This window comes from Kribbella steppae (assembly GCF_004342025.1).
Taxonomy (GTDB): Bacteria; Actinomycetota; Actinomycetes; order Propionibacteriales; family Kribbellaceae; genus Kribbella; species Kribbella steppae.
In genome coordinates, this window is sequence record NZ_SLWN01000007.1 from 97,640 (window position 1) to 113,814 (window position 16,175).

The window sequence follows — 16,175 nt, forward strand, 5'->3', positions numbered from 1 at the left end:
TGTCTTCATCGCGACCTCGGATCGAAGGCGTCCCGCAGGGCGTCGCCCAGCATCACGAACGCCAGCACGGTGACGGACAGGAACAACGACGGGAACAGCAGCAGGTGTGGGTGCTCGGCGAACGAGTCCTGCGCCTGGTTGAGCTGCACACCCCACGAGATCGACGGCGCCCGCAACCCGACGCCGAGGAACGTCAGCGCCGACTCCGCGGTGATCATCCCGCCGATGCCGAGACTGGCAACCGCCAGGATCGGCGCGAACGAGTTCGGCAGGACATGCCGCACGATCACCCGAACCGGCCCGGCCCCGAGACCGCGAGCCGCCTTCACGAAGTCCAGGTCGACGGTCGCGAGCGCGGCCGATCGCATCAGCCGTGTCATCGCCGGCCACGCGAACAGGATCAGCACCGCGGACACCACCACGACGTTGCGCTGATGCAACGTGTTGAGGATGACCACCTGCCCGACCAGCGCCGGGAACCCGAAGAAGATGTCCATCGTGCGGCTCACCACCGTGTCCACGAAGCCCCGGTAGTACGCCGCCAGGCACCCGAGCACCAACGCGATCAGCACACAACCTGCCGTCACGGTGAACCCGATCGTCACTGACGAACGGGTGCCATAGACAACATTGCTGTACAGGTCACAGCCCTGGATATCGAAGCCGAACGGGTGTCCGGCAACCGGCCCGAGCCCACTGTTGTTGAGATCGCAGGCCCGCGGATCGGTCTGGGTGAACAGCCCAGGTACAGCGGCCACCAGCAGGACCAGCAGCACCACGCCCGCCGGAATCGCGATCCTCGGTTGGCGCAGCAACCGTCGCCGGCGTAGTGGGACGGCGGCGACGGTCGGGGTCTCAACGGCGGCCGGCAAGGCTGATCCTCGGGTCGAGTAGCCCGTAGACGATGTCCACGAGCAGGTTGATGAACAGGTAGACGAGCACCAGCAGGCTGCAGACGCCGACCACGACCGGCCCGTTCTGCTGCGAGATGCCGTTGAAGACGACGTACCCGAGGCCGGGAATGTTGAAGATGCCCTCGATCAGCACGGTGCCGCTGACCATGTAGCCGAGGCTCAGCCCGAGCACCGACACCACCGGGACCAGCGAGTTCCGCAGGATATGCCGGACCACGATCATCCGGTGCGGCAGACCTTTCGCGATCGCTGTGTCGACGTAGTCGGCGTACCGGTTCTCGACGATGCTTGCCCGGGTCAGCCGGACCAACTCCGGGATGCCGAACAGCGCCAGAACCGTTGCCGGCATCAAGTAACTCGCCGGCCATCCTTCCCGTACGCCGGACGTCGGGAACCAGCCGAGGTTGACGCCGAACACGATCTGGGCGACGTACGCGATCACGAAGTACGGCAGCCCGACGACCACGGTGGTCGCGGTGAGCACCACCCAGTCGACCGCGCCGCCGTGCCGCATCCCGGCGTACGTGCCGAGCGAGATGCCGACGATCGCCATGATCGCCCAGGCCGTCAGCCCCAGTTGCAGCGTGTAGGGCCAGGCCCGGGCGACCAGTGCGGAGACCTCGTGACCCTGCAGGTCGATACCGAGGTCGCCGCGGACCAGACCGCTCAGATAGTGCCCGTACTGCGCCCAGAGCGGCTGATCGAGGTGGAACCGCTCCCGCAACGCATCCTCGACCGATGGCGACAGCACCCGTCCCGGGCCGGCCAGCGCCTTGATCGGATCACCCGGCAAGGCGTAGACCGCGGCGAAGATGAGCAGCGTCGTACCGATCACGACCGGGACCATTCCGACCAGCCGCCGGAGCACGTAGGCGGTCATCGTCAGCCCGCCTTGACGACCGCCAGCCGGGCGCCGCCGAGGACCTCCGGCACCACGTCGCTCAGCCGGTCGGAGTGGACCAGACCACCCATCGGCCAGTAGAGCGGAGCCACCGGTACGTCGGTCAGCGCCTGCTCCGCTGCCTGTTTGGCCACCGCATCGGTGTCCTTGCCCGACGCAGCCTGACCGAGTAGTCCGGTGAACGCCTTAGAGTCGTAGCCGGTCACGTTCAGCGGCGCGCCGGTGGAGAACATCTGGTCGGCCATCGCATAGATGTGCGGGTACGGCGAACCGGAGTACAGCAGGCTCGGGCCCTTGACCGCCTTGCCGGCAAAGCCTTCGTACAGCTGCGCGATCGGCTGGGCCTCGAAGGTGACGTTGGCGATACCGAGGTTGGTCCTGAGCTGGTTGGCGATCGCCTGCAGCACCTTCTCGTTCGTCGGGTCCTGGTAGGTGTAGAGCACCATCGGGCCGTTCCAGCCGCCGGCCGCCTGCAGCGTCGCCTTGGCCTTCTGCGGATCGTAGGTGCAACTCTCACACTTCGCCTCACCACCACCGGTCAGCGTGGACGGTGCGAGTCCGGTCGCGGCCTTGGCATTGCCGGCCAGTAGCGACTTCACGATCGCCTCGCGGTCGATCGCCATCGAGATCGCCTTGCGGAGCTCGGGGTTGGCGAACCGGCTGTCGTACAAGGGGAAACTCAGGTAGACGATCGCCGGGTACTGGACGTCGACGACCTGCTCCGGGGTGTCCTTCTTGGCCTTGGACAGGTCCGCGCCGTCGAGCAGGGCGAGGTCGATCGTGCCGGCCTGGAAGTCGGTGTAGATCGCGCCGGTCTGCTGATACACGCGCACGTCGACGCCGGCCGCGGCTGCCTTCGTTCCGGCGTAAGCGTCGTACCGCTCGAGCTTGATCTCCTGGGCACCGGCCTCCCAGCCACTGGTCTTGAACGGACCGTTCCCGATCGGGTGCATGCCGAAGGCCTTCAGGTCCTTGGCTGCGCTCTCTGGCAGCGGCGCGAACGCGGTCGCGGACAGGACGTACGGGAGGAGCGCGTTTGGCTTGTTCAGCGTGACCTTGAGCGTCGAGTCATCGACGACCTGTACGCCGGACAGCGTCTTCGCAGGCGTTGTGCCCTTCGCCGGGTTCATCGCGGTGTAGCCCTGGAAGATCGCCATACTCGCGTTGCCGGTGAGGGCGTTCGCGCCGAGCGCGGTCGCGTTCCAGGAGTCGGCGAACGACTTGGCGGTGACCGGGCTGCCGTCGTGGAAGGTCCAGCCGCTCTTCAGCTTCACCGTCCAGGTGACGTTGTCGGTCGACTCGATCGAATCGGCCACGAGCATCTCCAGCTTGCCGCTCTGACCGTCGACCCGGGTCAGCGGCGACCAGATCGCGTAGTCGACGTAGCTGCTGCCGGAGCTGCCCGGCGTCAGGTTCTGGACGAAGAACGTCGGTACGCCGACCGAGAACGTCCCACTGTCGTCGGTGGCGGAACTCTGGCCCGCGCATCCCGCCAGCAACAGGCCGAGCACGGCGAGGGCGGCCGTCAGGCGTCGGTGTGGTGTCTTCATGTGTGGTTGCCTCCATGGCTCGGTCGGCAACATCCTCCGCGCGGCCGGGAACAAGCAGCCTTATCGGAGAGATCAGAAAGGCTTCGCCGATGTTGTCGGCATCGACAGCCCACTGCGGCCCCGACTCGGACAGGATGCGGTCGCATGGAACTGGCGGTGACAGGTGGGACAGTCGTGCCGATCGAGGGTTCGCCTCTGGTCGGCGGCACGGTGCTGATCCGGGACGGTCGGATCGTCGAGGTCGGCATGGACGTCGCCGTACCTGATGACGCGGAGGTCGTCGACGCGCGTGGGCGGTGGGTGGTGCCGGGGTTTGTCGATGCGCACACACATATGGGCACGCTCGAGGAGGGCGAGGGCTGGGCGGGCGACGACCACGACGAGGCGACCGCGCCGGTCACGGCTCAACTGCGGGCGCTCGACGCGATCAACCATCTGGACAACGGGTTTCGGGACGCTATCGGCGGTGGAGTGCTGGCTGTCGGAGTGAATCCCGGCTCGTGCAATCCGATCGCGGGTGAGACAGTCGCTGTCCGGTGCGCCGGGCGGTCCGTCGACGAGATGGTGCTGCGGTCGCCGGCCGGGATGAAGTCGGCGCTTGGCGAGAACCCCAAGAAGCATTACGGCGACGCGGGCCGGATGCCTTCGACCCGGATGGGTATCGCGGCGGTGATCCGGCAGGCGCTGGCCGAAGCGCGTGAGTACGACGAGGCGCGCCGTACGACGTCTCGCCCGGGAGTCGATCTGGGCAAGGAGGCGCTGGCGCGGGTGTTGCGGCGGGAGATCCCGTGGCGGCAGCACTGCCATCGGGCGGACGACATTCTCACGGCGGTGCGGCTGGCCGACGAGTTCGGGTACGACCTGGTGGTGGATCACGGCACCGAGGCACACCTCGTGGCCGACGTACTCGTCGAGCGCGGGATCCCCGTGCTGCTCGGCCCGCTGATCGTCGGCCGCGGCAAGGTCGAGCTCCGCAACCGCGCCTTCCGCAACGCCCGCCTCCTGGCCGAGGCCGGCATCGAACTGTCCCTCGTCACCGACCACCCGGTTATCCCCGCCAACCTCCTGCACGTCCAGGCCGCGTACGCCGTCCGCGAAGGCCTGGACCGTGACGTCGCGTTGCGCGCGATCACCCTCAACCCAGCCCGCGTTCTAGGCGTAGTGGACCGCATCGGCTCACTGGTCCCCGGCAAAGACGCCGACCTCTGCATCTGGTCCGGCGACCCCCTGGACCCCATGCAACGAGTAGAAGCCGCCTACCTCCGCGGCCAAGAAGTCTTCCGCTGGGACAACACCCAACAAACCGGAACCATCAACGGCCAAAACTGGTTCGCCTAGCCAACGACGAAGCCGCCCACACATCCCCACCCCTGACCACCCCAACCCCAGTCCCCACCCCAACCCCAGTCCCCACGCCCACCGCAGTCCCCGTCACCCACCGCCGCCTTCGCCCGGTTTCGCCCGACCGCCTTCACCCCTCACCCCTGCCCACCTCGCCCACGTGCCCCCTCACCCACGCCCACCTCGCTTGCACCCGCCTGCGCCTTCACACCGCCCTCGCCTTCCCCTCGAACACCCAACCGTCGCCGCCGTTGCCGTCGGTCGCCCCTTGCCCCTCGCCCCTCGCCCCTCGCCCCTCGCCCCTCGCCCCTCGCCCCTCGGAATGATCTGCATACCCTTCCAGCGGGGCGATTCGATGTGATGTTTCCCCTTGTGGATAAGGGGTTTCGAGGTCGCCTCGGTTTGCACGACCTATCAAAGCCACATAAACTAGAACGCATGTTCGAAGGAGACCTGGCTACGCTCTCGACGCCCGACCTGCTGGAGTCGGCCGCCGAACACCACGCCGAGGAGAACCGTTCCGCGGCTCGGCTCATCGAACACGCCCAGATCTTCGCCGACCGCCACCACCCGTCCGCATGCTCACCCCGGCCAGGCCGCCGCTCCTGGGAAGGCCGCGAACGGTCCGTGGTGCTCGGCGGTGACGGCTGCCCCGAGATCGCCGAGTTCGCCCCGGCCGAGTTCGGTGTCATGCTCGGCATCTCCCCGCGCGTGGCTGCCGACTACCTCGGCCAAGCCCTGGCCCTGCGCCACCGCTTCCCCTTCACCTGGGCTCGCGTCCAGGCTGGTGAGGCAACACCCTGGCGAGCCCGCCTCCTCACCACCACCTGCATCAAACTCAGCGAAGAAGCCGCCCGCTACGTCGACCAACGCGTTGCACCGATCCTCGACACGATCACCCCGTACCGCCTCGACAAGATCATCAAAGCCGCCAAGTTCCACGCCGACCCCGAAGGCGCCCGCGCAGAGGCCGAGGAGAAGGCCCGCGAGCGCGGGGTGTTCGTCGCGCACTCGGACGAGCACGGCTCCAAGACGATCTATGCGCGCGCAGCCAGCGGTGCCGTGATCCGATTCGACGCCACCATCGCGAGCATCGCCGACGCACTGAAGATCCTCGGTGACACCCGCGACCTGAACACCCGCCGCGCCGACGCACTCGGCATCATCGCCGACCCCGCCTACACCGCAGAACTCCTCCTCCAGGCCCGCGAGCTTCCGGCCAACACGCCAACGGCGTCGCCTGCCGACACCGAACCGCCCACCGCACCCTCCGCAGGGGATCTGCTGACCGATCCAGTCGAGCCTGCCTGGGACGACGAGGCCGACCGCGACGCACCCCACCCCAGCGACACCGATCTCCACGACCCCCTCGACACGCCTTTGACCGCGCCACTCGATCCCGCCTGGCCCGAACCGCATGTCCCCACCGAGCCCGGCGAACCCCTTGACCCCGACGCCCGCCGCGCCCTTCACACACGGCTGGCCGAGATCAAGCACAAAGCCCACACCAACCCGACCACCCGAGCCGGCGCCGACCGGCCCGGCAGGCGACTACGCCCGGGCAAGACCGAGATCTACGTCCACCTCACCGACCACACCCTCGCCACCGGCGACGGCGTGCTGCGCGCCGAAACCCTCGGCCCACTCCTCGCCTCGCAACTGACCGAACTCGTCGGCCACGGCCCCTACGTGGTGAAACCGGTCATCGACCTCAACGAAGCCATCAGTGTCGACGCCTACGAGATCCCCGACCGGATCCGGGAACGTGTGAAGCTGGTTCACCCGGTCGAGCTCTTCCCCTACGGCAGCCGCGAAACCCACCGCACCATGGATATCGACCACATCCAGCCCTATGACCCGCTCGGCCCGCCAGGCCAGACCAACACCCAAAACCTCGCTCCCCTGGGACGCTTCACCCACAGGGTCAAAACCCACGCCCGCGGCTGGAACGTCCACCGCCTCAACTACAAGACCCTGGAGTGGACCACACCCCACGGCTTCACCTTCCAGGTCACCCCAACCGGCACCCACCGAGTACCACCTCCGGGCCGCACGCCCGACCCGCCTTAACCCGATCAGCCGCCCAGCAGGGCGTCGGTCAGCAAGGTGTTGAACCTGGCCGGCTCCTCGAACGGCGGCATGTGCGCCGAGTGTTCGAACCAGTGGAACTGCTTGCTCGGCGCCTCGATCGCGTCGAAGTACTCCACGGCCAGCTCGGCGGGTGTGGTCTGGTCGTGCCGTCCGACGAACAGATGGACCGGGATGTCGAACGCCCTGGCCGTCTGGTGCAGGTCGGACTCGAGGATCTCGGGCATCAGGTAGCCGAACGAGAACTCCTGCGCGATCCCCAACAGTTCCCCGAAGTATTCCTGCCGCAACGCCGACGGAACCCGCTCGAACACCGCCGCGATGTCCCCGTGCACCGTCCCACCGAACCGATCGAGCCACCCCCGCTGCACCACCACGTCGGCGAACGTCAGCCCACCGCCCGGCGCATATCGGTCCTCGATCGCCCGTAGCGCGCTGACGGCCTCGGTGTCACCGCGCTCGACCGCCTTCCGCAGCGTGAACGCGTACGACGCCTGCTCATTGCGCAACCCGGCCACGAGCTGACCAACACCGACGTACGCATGGAACTTCTCCGGCCGTTCGGCGGCAACCGTCGCGCCGAGCAAGCTCCCCCACGAATGCCCAAGCAGGTAGACCTTGTCCTGCGCAAAGCGAGAGGTCAGCCAGTCGATCAACTCGAGCGCGTCGGCAACGAGCTGGCGCAGCGTCATCGACTCGGCCGGGATGTCCGCGGCGTACGAGCGGCCGGCGCCGCGCTGGTCCCAGTGCACCACCAGGAAGTATTGCTCCAGGTCGGCGTTGTACGTCGTGAACAGCGGCATCTCGGCGAAGCCTGGGCCGCCGTGCAGGATGAGCAGCAACGGATTGCGGGCGTCGGCGCCTTGGATCAGCACCTCTTGCGGATGTCCACCGAGCAGTACTCGCTGTCTGTGCTCCACAGCGAGCGAGCCTACGTGGAGAACGGCCTACCAGAGCACAGTCGTCAACGCGGGCGCGGAGCGGTTGCCGGCCGGATCGACTGCCCTGACCGCGGCCACGAAGAAGCCGGAGACCTGCGTCCCCGTGACGCCGTAGCGCACCGCGAACAGATCGCCGGCCCAGCTCTGGAGCATGTCGTAGGCGAGGTTCGACGACGGATCGGTCTGGTCCGTGGACGCGATCCACGTCGTCAGCTCATCGCCCTCCTCGGGGAGGAAGATCGTCGGGTTGCCCGGAGCGCTCGGCGCGGTCACATCGGCACTTCTGGGTGGCACCGTCACCGTCACCGAGCCGCTCGCAGGCGAGACATCCTGGTTCGAGTGCATCGCCTTGACGGTGAACGTGTGGGTGCCTCCGGCGAGGCGCTGCATCGTCATCGTTTCTGTCTTCGCAGCTGACTCGGGGCGGCCGGAGTCGTAGATCAGGTACCGATACGGGTCCATGTTCACCGGCCGACTCCAGGCGAGGCTGACGGTGCCGCCGGCGCTGCTCGTCACCCGAAGCCCGGTCGGCGAGGGCCACGCCGTGGTGGTGAACGTGACCGGCTGGCTCGGCACCGACACGTTGCCTGCCTTGTCGACCGCGACCACGGTGAGGGAGTAGCTCGTGTTCGACAGGAGCCCGCCGACCTGGGTCGAGCTCGGTGAGGTCGTGGCCTGTTGGCGGTCGCCGACCCGCACGACGTACCACTTCAGCCCGACGTCATCGGTCGAGCCGGTGAACGAGATCGTCACGGTACTAGGGCCGGTGGCGAGCACCCGAACGTTCGAAGGTGAAGTGGGCGGCACTGTATCGGCGGCCGTAGCCGCGGGCGCCGAGACCACGCCGGCGACCAGACAGGTGGCGAATGCTACGACCATGCGCGAGGTGATACGCATCGGTGACGCTCCTTCGGTGGGCGACGGCGCAGAGGTCCCTCACATAATCTGAACGGGGAAGTGCCCGATGAGGTTCAACGCCCAGCGCTGTAGGCCCACTGGAGTTCGGCGGGAAGTTCCGCGAGCCAGCAGGTGAGGTCATGGCCGCCGTTGTACTCGCGGTAGAGCACCTCATCTGCGTACGGCGTGAGCGCGGCAGCTAACCGCTTGGTCTGCGGGATCATCCAGTCGCCTTCCTGCAAACCGACATCCAGGCAGAACCGCACGGGCGGACTGCCGTCGACCTGACGCAACAACCACTCCGGCTCCTCACCCGGCGGGGCCCACCAGAACGAGCCGGATTGCGCGATCACATTCCCGAACACATCCGGCCGGCGCAGACCGGCGAACACCGAGGCCAGTCCGCCATAACTCTTCCCTGCAACCACGGTCCGCCGCGGGTCGTCCGTCGCGCCCGTCAGCTTCCTTGCCCACGGCACCAACTCGTCCGCCAGGTACTCCGCAAACCTTTCATTGCAAGGCAGTTCCCGAGCACGAGTCGCAAAGTCCACACTGTCCGGCAGGACCGCGACCAATGGCGGCAGCATCCCCTCGGCCACCAGGTTGTCGAGCGTGGGGAAGATCGGCAGGGCTTCCGTCCAGTCGCGCCCGTCCAGGAGGATCAGGAGTGCGGGGTTCTCCGCCCGCGGGACCGACTGCCACAACCAGATGCGTCTGTCGCCGAGCGTTGTCTCGGTGACCGTCCCCCGCGGTACGCCGGGACGAGGCTCGGCCCACGGGCGCGGGGTGGCCTGGTCCAGTGCGAAGGTGGAGAAATGCTGGGGTGGGCTGACCGGGTCGCCGGGGACGCCGGGGAGCGTGAAGGGGGCGCGGTTGAACGGGTCCGGGACGAAGGTGGCGGCGCGTTCGACGGCGGCCGGCGTACCTGCCGTTTCCAGGGGTTTGAGGGAATCGTTCGGCGACAGGACGTAGCGGCCGCGAAGGTCGGCGCGAGCGACGTAGCTGCGGAACCAGACGTCGGTGCCAGGGATGTGCTCCAACTGGTTGTCAGGAATCTCCCACCACAACGCCGGGCCGCCGATGACCACGACGGTGTCGATCGGCGCCTCCTCCTTCCACAGGAAGGTGACCAGGCGGTGCTCCGCGTTGTATGGCTCGACCAGCGGAGTTCCGACCAGAGCGACCTCGGTCCAGAAGCGAGCCAGGACACCGTTCACGGGACCGGCGGCGAGGTCCTCACGGAGTTGCTGGATCCTCATCGCCGCAGGAACTCGGCGCTTGCGATCAGGGCGGCGTACTGCGTGGCGACCAGGGAACGGATCGGGATCGGTTCGGCGCAGCCCGCGGCCTTGTCCTCGGCGACCCACGCGTCGTACTGCGCCGCCAGCCGGGTCCGCGCAGTCCGGATCGCCGGTGTCGCATTGCCGATGCCGACCTCGGCGTCAAGCGCTCGCAGCAGCATGCCGGCGTACCGCAGGCGGAACATGTGCACGGAATCCTGCAGCGACGCGAGCTCGGCGACGGTGGCCGGGCGTTGGGACGACGGCTCCGCGGCCCGCTTCTCCATGCTGTCCGGCGAGGTCGCCATGATCCGCGCGAAGTACCGGCTCGCCCGTACGAACGGCGACCCGCTGCTCAAGTCCTCATCGGTCGCCGCGAGGATGTCATCCATCCACCCGACCAGTTCCCGGAACCCGGCCGCCTGCTCGCGCAACGCATCGGCGTACGACGTGCTCGACGGCGACGCGTCACTCACCCTGGCGTCATCCCAGTACGGCAATTCGCTGAGCAGCGTGAGCGTCCCGTACGGCCGAGCGTACGTATGACTGCTGTTCCCGCCGAACGACGCCGGCAACGGATCACCGTGCTCGACGTAGTAGTCGTAGATCGTCTCGATGTCCGGCATCTTGAAGATCCCGTCGGCGAACTGCGCGATCGACGGCGACTCCGGCTCGCCGCGATCCAGGCTCAGCCCGAGCCGCGACGGGATCTCCTGCAGTACGCCATGCAGCCCCGGCTCCGGCCTGGACAGGTAGTAGTACACACCGCCCAGTTCGGTGTTGTGCAACGAGCACATCAACGTCGGTCGCAGCTGATCGATCAGCCGCATCAGTGCCGCCGTCTCCGGCAGGACGTCGTCGAAGTACGCCGTCTTGTAGTCGAGCGGGAACGTCCATTCGATCTGCTCGTCACCGGCCGGGCGGTAGAAGTTCCGCGCATAGTGCTCGCGGGTGAACGGCCCCTTGAGCCAGCCCTCGTTCAGCCGGAGCCCGTCCGGGTCGATACACGCGATCACGTGCCAGCGATGCCCGAGTCGCTGCCGCAGCTCGGCGTCCTCGCACAACCGGCGGGCCAGGTGGAGCGCACTCAGGCCGCCGATCGGCTCGTTCGGGTGCGGCAAGCCGAAGACCAGGGCGTTGTCCTCGAAGGAGCCGATGGTCAGGCAGAGCAGCGGGTCGCCGAGCCGCGAGGTCCCGACCCGGCGCAGGGACGCGACGTCGGGGTGGCGCTCGGCCAGCGCGCGGAGCCCTTCGACCAGCTCGTCGGCGGTGCTGAACACCTCGATCTCGGGTACCGATTCCAGTTCGGCTTCCAGCCACGCGGGCAGCACGTTGTCGACTCCTCAGATCGTCCGGACGGGGTTCTCATCGTCGCCGGGGCGACCACAAGCGGCCTCGGTGGGAACCACCAGCCGAACCGGCCTCTTTGTCGGATTCGACAAAGCATCTCACCGGGACGGGCCTATTCTCGGTACATGCACGGTTCGGTAAGCCCCGCTGAGTCGGTTCCGTCGGCGACCTTTGTGGTTCCCGTCGAACCGCCCGCAGACGCCGCCGACCGGACGCTGGGCGGAATCCTGGACACGCTCGGCCGGCACGCCCTGCACCTGGTCGCCGATGCCGGGCGAATGGACGAGCAGCTCGGCGAGGTCGTCGTCCACGGCCCTGGCGAACCCGTGCCACCCGCGGACGACGGCGTACTGCTGCTGACCGGAAGCCGCGCCGCCCACCCGCAGACCCTCGACACCATCCGCAGCGCTGGTACGACGGGTTATCGCGCGGTGGTCGTGAAGGCGTTCGGTGACGACCTGATCGGGCTGGCCCATGTGGCCGAGGAGTCCGGGGTCGCGTTGCTGAGTACGCCGGACGAGATGGCCTGGCGGCACCTGGATGCGCTGATCACGTCGAGCAAGGCGCCCGCGTTCTCCGACGACACCGACCGGTTCACCTCGATCGGGGTCGGCGACCTGTTCGCGCTCGCGAATGCGATCGCCTCATCGGTCGGCGGCGCGATCACGATCGAGGACCCGACCGGCCGCGTAATCGCGTACTCGAACCTCCCGCACCAGGAGATCGACGAGATCCGCCGGCTCGGCATCCTCGGCCGGCAGACACCGGACCGGCCGACTAACTACGAGGAGTATCAGGCGGTACTGCGCTCCGAGAGCCCGGTGTACTTCGAGAGCCCGACGCCCGAGTACGCGAGCCGGCTGGCGATCGCGGTCCGGGCCGGCACCGAGGCGCTCGGCCTGATCTGGGTGCTGACCGACCGCCCCCCGATCGTGGCCCGGGCCGAGCTCGTCCTCGCCGATGCGGCCAAGGCGACCGCGCTGCACCTGCTCCGCGCCCGCGGTCAACGCGATCCTGAACGGGCCCAGCGCACCGAAGCACTACGCCTACTGCTCGATGGCGCGATCGCGCCCCGGAGTGCCGCGGCTCAGCTGGGCGTGAAGGCCGAGACGCCGAGCGTCGTACTGGTCATCGCACCCACCGGCGACGACGTCGAGCCGATCCTGGCGGCAGCGAGGATCGTCGACCTGGTCACGCTGTATTGCGAGGCGTGGCACTCGAGTGCGTTGTGCGTGACGGACTCCGGCGTCGTCTATGCCTTCCTTCCCACGCGTACGACGGACGAGCCGTCACCCCGGTTACTCAAGCTGGCCGAGGATCTGGCGGCGACGATCGAACGGTCCGGGCGGCTCAACGTGCTGGTCGGGATCGGCTCATGTGCAGCCGGGCTGGCCGAGGTCGCCGAGTCCCGGGCGATGGCGGATCGGGTGCTGGCCGTACTGACCGGGCGAGCCGATCCGTCGACGCGAGTGGCGAGTGTCGAGCAGGTCCGGACCGAGGTCGTATTGCGGACCGTGGCTGAGCAGGGGGCTGCGGACCAGGGTCAGCTGCTCGGTCCCGTACGGGCGATCCTGGAGCACGACGCGACGCACGGGACGGTGTATGGCGAGAGCCTGCTGGTCTATCTGAGCTCGTTCGGCGATGTCGTCCGGGCCGCCGAGAAGCTCAACATCCACGAGAACACGATGCGGTACCGAATCCGCCGGGTGGAGGCGCTCTTCGACCTGTCGCTCGACGACGGCGATCAGGTCCTCGCGATCTGGCTCCAGCTCCGGCTCCTGCGTCTCCTGGGCTGACTGTCGAGGACCACAACAGGCCGTGCCGTTTCGTTGGCTGACGACGATGTCCGGGCCGCGCGGGCTGCCTACCGTTCTCGGCATGCAGCCCATCACCTTCCAGCAGGTTCGCCTCGGCAGCGGTGGACCGATCACCGACGTCCGCATCGAGGGCGGTCGCGTGGTCGAGATCGGCGATCTTCGACCGGGATCCGGCGATGACGTCCTTCACCACCCGGGCGCCACCCTCATGCCCGGTCTGGTCGACGGCCACGTGCACAGCGCGCAGTGGGCCGAGCGCCGGCGACGGATCGACGTACAGCGTGCGCACTCTCCGGCCGAGACGGTCGAGCTGATCGCGGCTGCCCTCCGGCAGCGGCCGGCACCGGTGAACGGTGAGGTCGTGATGGCCCATGGGTTCCGGGACGGGTTGTGGAGTACGCCGCCGCACAAAGACCTGCTGGAATCCGCCCTGCCGGGAGTCCAGGTGGCGGTGGTCAGCCAGGATCTGCATGCGATCTGGCTCAGCCCCGCGTTGTTGTCCCGGATCGGTCGCGACCATGAGACCGGCGTACTGCGGGAACAGGACTGCATCGACGTCAACTACGAACTCTCCCGCGACGTCCCGCCCGAACTGGTGGACCGATGGGTGCTCGAGGCAACCGCAGCCGCGGCGGCGCGCGGGATCACCTCGATCGTCGATTTCGAGTACGCCGACAATCGGACCGACTGGCTGCGTCGCGCCGAGCAAGGCGCCGTACCGCTGCGGGTGAAGGCGTCGGTGTGGAAACCCTGGCTGGACGAGACCATCGAGCGCGGTCTGCGGACCGGCGATGTGTTGAACGGTTTGATCGAGGTCGGGCCGTTCAAGCTGGTGGCGGACGGTTCGCTGAACACGCGGACGGCGTACTGTCACGACCCTTATCCGGAGGCCGTTGCCGGTGAGAAGCACGGGTTGCTGCTGATCGACGAGGAGGAACTCGTCCAGCTGATGACCGTTGCCTCTCGCAACGGACTGGCGCCGGCCGTGCACGCGATCGGCGACCACGCCAACACGATCACCCTGAATGCCTTCGAACGCGTCGGCTGCACCGGCCGGATCGAACACGCCCAACTCGTCCGGCCCGAGGACGCACCTCGGTTCGCCCGACCGGGTCTGATCACCTCGGTCCAGCCCCAGCACGCGATGAGCGACCGCGACGTCGCCGACCGGCACTGGCCCGGCCGGACCGCGACCGCCTTCCCTTACGGCTCACTCCTCCGTGCCGGAGCGACCCTGGAGTTCGGCTCCGACGCTCCGGTCTCCGAACCGGACCCCTGGCATGCCATCGCCGACGCCGTCCACCGCACCGACAACGACCGCGCACCCTGGCATGTCGAACAAGCGATCCCGCTGAATGCCGCCCTCGAAGCAGCCACCGCCGGCCGTACGACGATCACGGTCGGCGACCCAGCCGATCTCGTCCTACTCCCCGACGACCCGATCCACCTCTCCAACCCCGACCTCCGCACCTTGCCAGTCCTGGCAACTCTGGTAGCGGGCCGATTCACGCACCGGGCCGAGGACTAGACAGCGCCGTCGAGGTAGCCGATTTCGGGGTGCCAGCGGGGGCCGGCGTGGTGGTTGAGGGCGGCGACCAGGTCGGCGTGTTCTTGCTCCGTGAGTGGGCCGAGGACGCAGAGAGGGATGCTGCCGTCCTGGCGAACGGCGGTGGCTTGGGAATGGATCCAGCCGGCCGGGCGGAAACGGCCGTTGTACGGCGCGTCGTGGGCGAAGCGGATGTGCAGACCGGAATCCCGGTTCAGCATCTTCGCCCGGATCTCCTCCAGCGTGACCATCTTGATGTGGTTCCAGGCGAACGTACGGCGGCCGGACGGCCCGGTCGCGGCGGTCGCACCGCTCGCGTCGGTCGTGGTGATGCCGTCCGGGCCGATCCGGAGCGACCACGGCCGGGCAGCCTGCGGCCGGCGGGCACGCCTCGTCACCACCACGGCGAGGATCAGGCTGCCGATGATGCCGATGACCGAGAAGTGTCGTCCGGGGGCGGGCGAATGCAGCAGGAAGTCGATCCAGGCAGCCGGCTGCCAGTCGACACTGCCGTAGATCGACGGCATCACGTACGACATGATCACGAAAGCCAGGAAGAGGAGCCAGCAGAACCAGAGAGCCACGGTCAGCCACACCCCGCGGCCACCGGAGCGCTCATGGTCGGCCCACCCGATCTCGAACGAACTGTCGTTCCCCGACAAGCGCCTGGTGGGCTGAACGAAGTCGAGGCCCTTGGCAACGACAGTCGCCGCGTTCGAGAGATCGAGCACGTCGAGGGCGGCGCGGAGCCGGGCGATGCGCTCCTGGACCTCGGCGGCCTTCTGGGGACGCTGGTCCGGATCTCGACGCAGCAGGTCGTCGACCAGGTGCACCACCGCGGGCGGGAGGTCCGGACGTAGTGAGGCGACTGAGAGAGCCGGCTCAGAGAGTTTGCGCTGGACGACGGCGAAGCCATTCGGGCCGGTGAACGGCGGCTGGGCGGTGAGCAAGGTGAACAGCACACCGCCCAACGCGTAGAGGTCGGAGCGTTCGTCGCCGCGCTCGGTGCCGAACTGCTCGGGAGCGCCGTACTCCGGTGTGCCCGCGGTCGGGAGGTCGGCAGAGCGCGCGACCGTGAACGTGGTCTGTACGAACCCGGCGATGCCGAAGTCGACGACCTTTACCCGCTCGTCCGCGGTGAGCATCACATTGAGCGGCTTGATGTCGTAGTGGATGACGTGAGCCTTGTGCGCGGCGACCAGCGCGGCACAGATCTCCTGCGCGATCTCCAACGCACGTCCGGGCGCCAGCGGGCCGGTCGAGCGGAGGTGCGCGGCGAGCGTCGTACCTTCGACTCGCTCCATCACCAGGTAGAGATGGTCCTTGTCGAGGCCGCGGTCGTGCAGGGCGACCACGTTCGGATGGTTGATCTGCGCGGCGGCAACGGCCTCGCGGTCGAAGCGTTGTGCGAGGTCGGGGGTGACAGCGTCGTCCAGGGCCAGGAACTTGACGGCCACGTCCCGGCGGAGCTCACGGTCCCGGCAGGTCCAGACCTCGCCCATACCGCCCCGGCCGAGCCTCGCGACCAGCTCGTAACGCCCAGCGATCAA

General features: G+C 68.0%; 12 protein-coding genes. 4 read left to right on the top strand and 8 right to left on the bottom strand.

The features are described from left to right. Positions 1-5: 5 nt before the first annotated feature. From EV652_RS20900 to EV652_RS20910, 3 genes are read right to left on the bottom strand one after another with little or no spacing between them, the layout of a single operon-like run. Positions 6-872, bottom strand: a complete 867-nt coding sequence (locus tag EV652_RS20900) for an ABC transporter permease (protein WP_132210872.1) — start codon at positions 870-872, stop codon at positions 6-8. Beyond that, positions 856-1,794: an ABC transporter permease gene (locus EV652_RS20905; RefSeq protein ID WP_132210873.1), complete on the bottom strand. Its 939-nt coding sequence runs from the start codon at positions 1,792-1,794 to the stop codon at positions 856-858. Before EV652_RS20905 ends, EV652_RS20900 begins: the two co-directional genes overlap by 17 nt. 2 nt (positions 1,795-1,796) lie before the next feature. After that, positions 1,797-3,365 (bottom strand): peptide ABC transporter substrate-binding protein, encoded by a 1,569-nt coding sequence (locus EV652_RS20910; protein WP_158441209.1) that lies wholly within the window; start codon positions 3,363-3,365, stop codon positions 1,797-1,799. A gap of 144 nt (positions 3,366-3,509) precedes the next feature. Here EV652_RS20910 and EV652_RS20915 point away from each other — a divergent pair, with 144 nt between their 5' ends. Continuing rightward, positions 3,510-4,703 carry an amidohydrolase gene (locus EV652_RS20915; protein ID WP_132210875.1) on the top strand — a complete coding sequence of 398 codons (1,194 nt, stop codon included), beginning with the start codon at positions 3,510-3,512 and terminating at the stop codon, positions 4,701-4,703. Between the two features lie 441 nt (positions 4,704-5,144). Next, positions 5,145-6,776: a DUF222 domain-containing protein gene (locus EV652_RS20920; RefSeq protein ID WP_158441210.1), complete on the top strand. Its 1,632-nt coding sequence runs from the start codon at positions 5,145-5,147 to the stop codon at positions 6,774-6,776. 5 nt (positions 6,777-6,781) lie between these two features. On the opposite strand, the gene EV652_RS20925 is transcribed toward EV652_RS20920, so the two are convergent. The 4 genes from EV652_RS20925 to EV652_RS20940 all read right to left on the bottom strand — a co-directional run bounded on the left by EV652_RS20925 (position 6,782) and on the right by EV652_RS20940 (position 11,243). Further along, on the bottom strand, positions 6,782-7,714 hold the full coding sequence (locus EV652_RS20925) for an alpha/beta fold hydrolase (protein ID WP_132210877.1): 933 nt from the start codon (positions 7,712-7,714) through the stop codon (positions 6,782-6,784). A 27-nt stretch (positions 7,715-7,741) separates the two neighbouring features. Next, complete coding sequence (locus EV652_RS20930; RefSeq protein WP_132210878.1) at positions 7,742-8,632, bottom strand: fibronectin type III domain-containing protein; 891 nt, start codon at positions 8,630-8,632, stop codon at positions 7,742-7,744. 74 nt (positions 8,633-8,706) lie between these two features. Next, on the bottom strand, positions 8,707-9,891 hold the full coding sequence (fes, locus tag EV652_RS20935) for an enterochelin esterase (RefSeq protein ID WP_132210879.1): 1,185 nt from the start codon (positions 9,889-9,891) through the stop codon (positions 8,707-8,709). Continuing rightward, positions 9,888-11,243, bottom strand: a complete 1,356-nt coding sequence (locus tag EV652_RS20940) for a M14 family zinc carboxypeptidase (protein WP_132210880.1) — start codon at positions 11,241-11,243, stop codon at positions 9,888-9,890. The genes fes and EV652_RS20940 overlap by 4 nt, the downstream gene beginning before the upstream one ends. Before the next feature lie 144 nt (positions 11,244-11,387). Between EV652_RS20940 and EV652_RS20945 the strand changes: the two genes are divergently transcribed. Continuing rightward, a complete protein-coding gene (locus EV652_RS20945) occupies positions 11,388-13,058 on the top strand; it encodes a PucR family transcriptional regulator (RefSeq protein WP_132210881.1) in 1,671 nt (556 codons plus the stop codon). Positions 13,059-13,140: 82 nt separating this feature from the next. Then, positions 13,141-14,607: an amidohydrolase gene (locus EV652_RS20950; RefSeq protein ID WP_132210882.1), complete on the top strand. Its 1,467-nt coding sequence runs from the start codon at positions 13,141-13,143 to the stop codon at positions 14,605-14,607. On the opposite strand, the gene EV652_RS20955 is transcribed toward EV652_RS20950, so the two are convergent. Next, on the bottom strand, positions 14,604-16,175 hold the full coding sequence (locus EV652_RS20955; RefSeq protein WP_132210883.1) for a serine/threonine-protein kinase: 1,572 nt from the start codon (positions 16,173-16,175) through the stop codon (positions 14,604-14,606). The genes EV652_RS20950 and EV652_RS20955 overlap by 4 nt on opposite strands.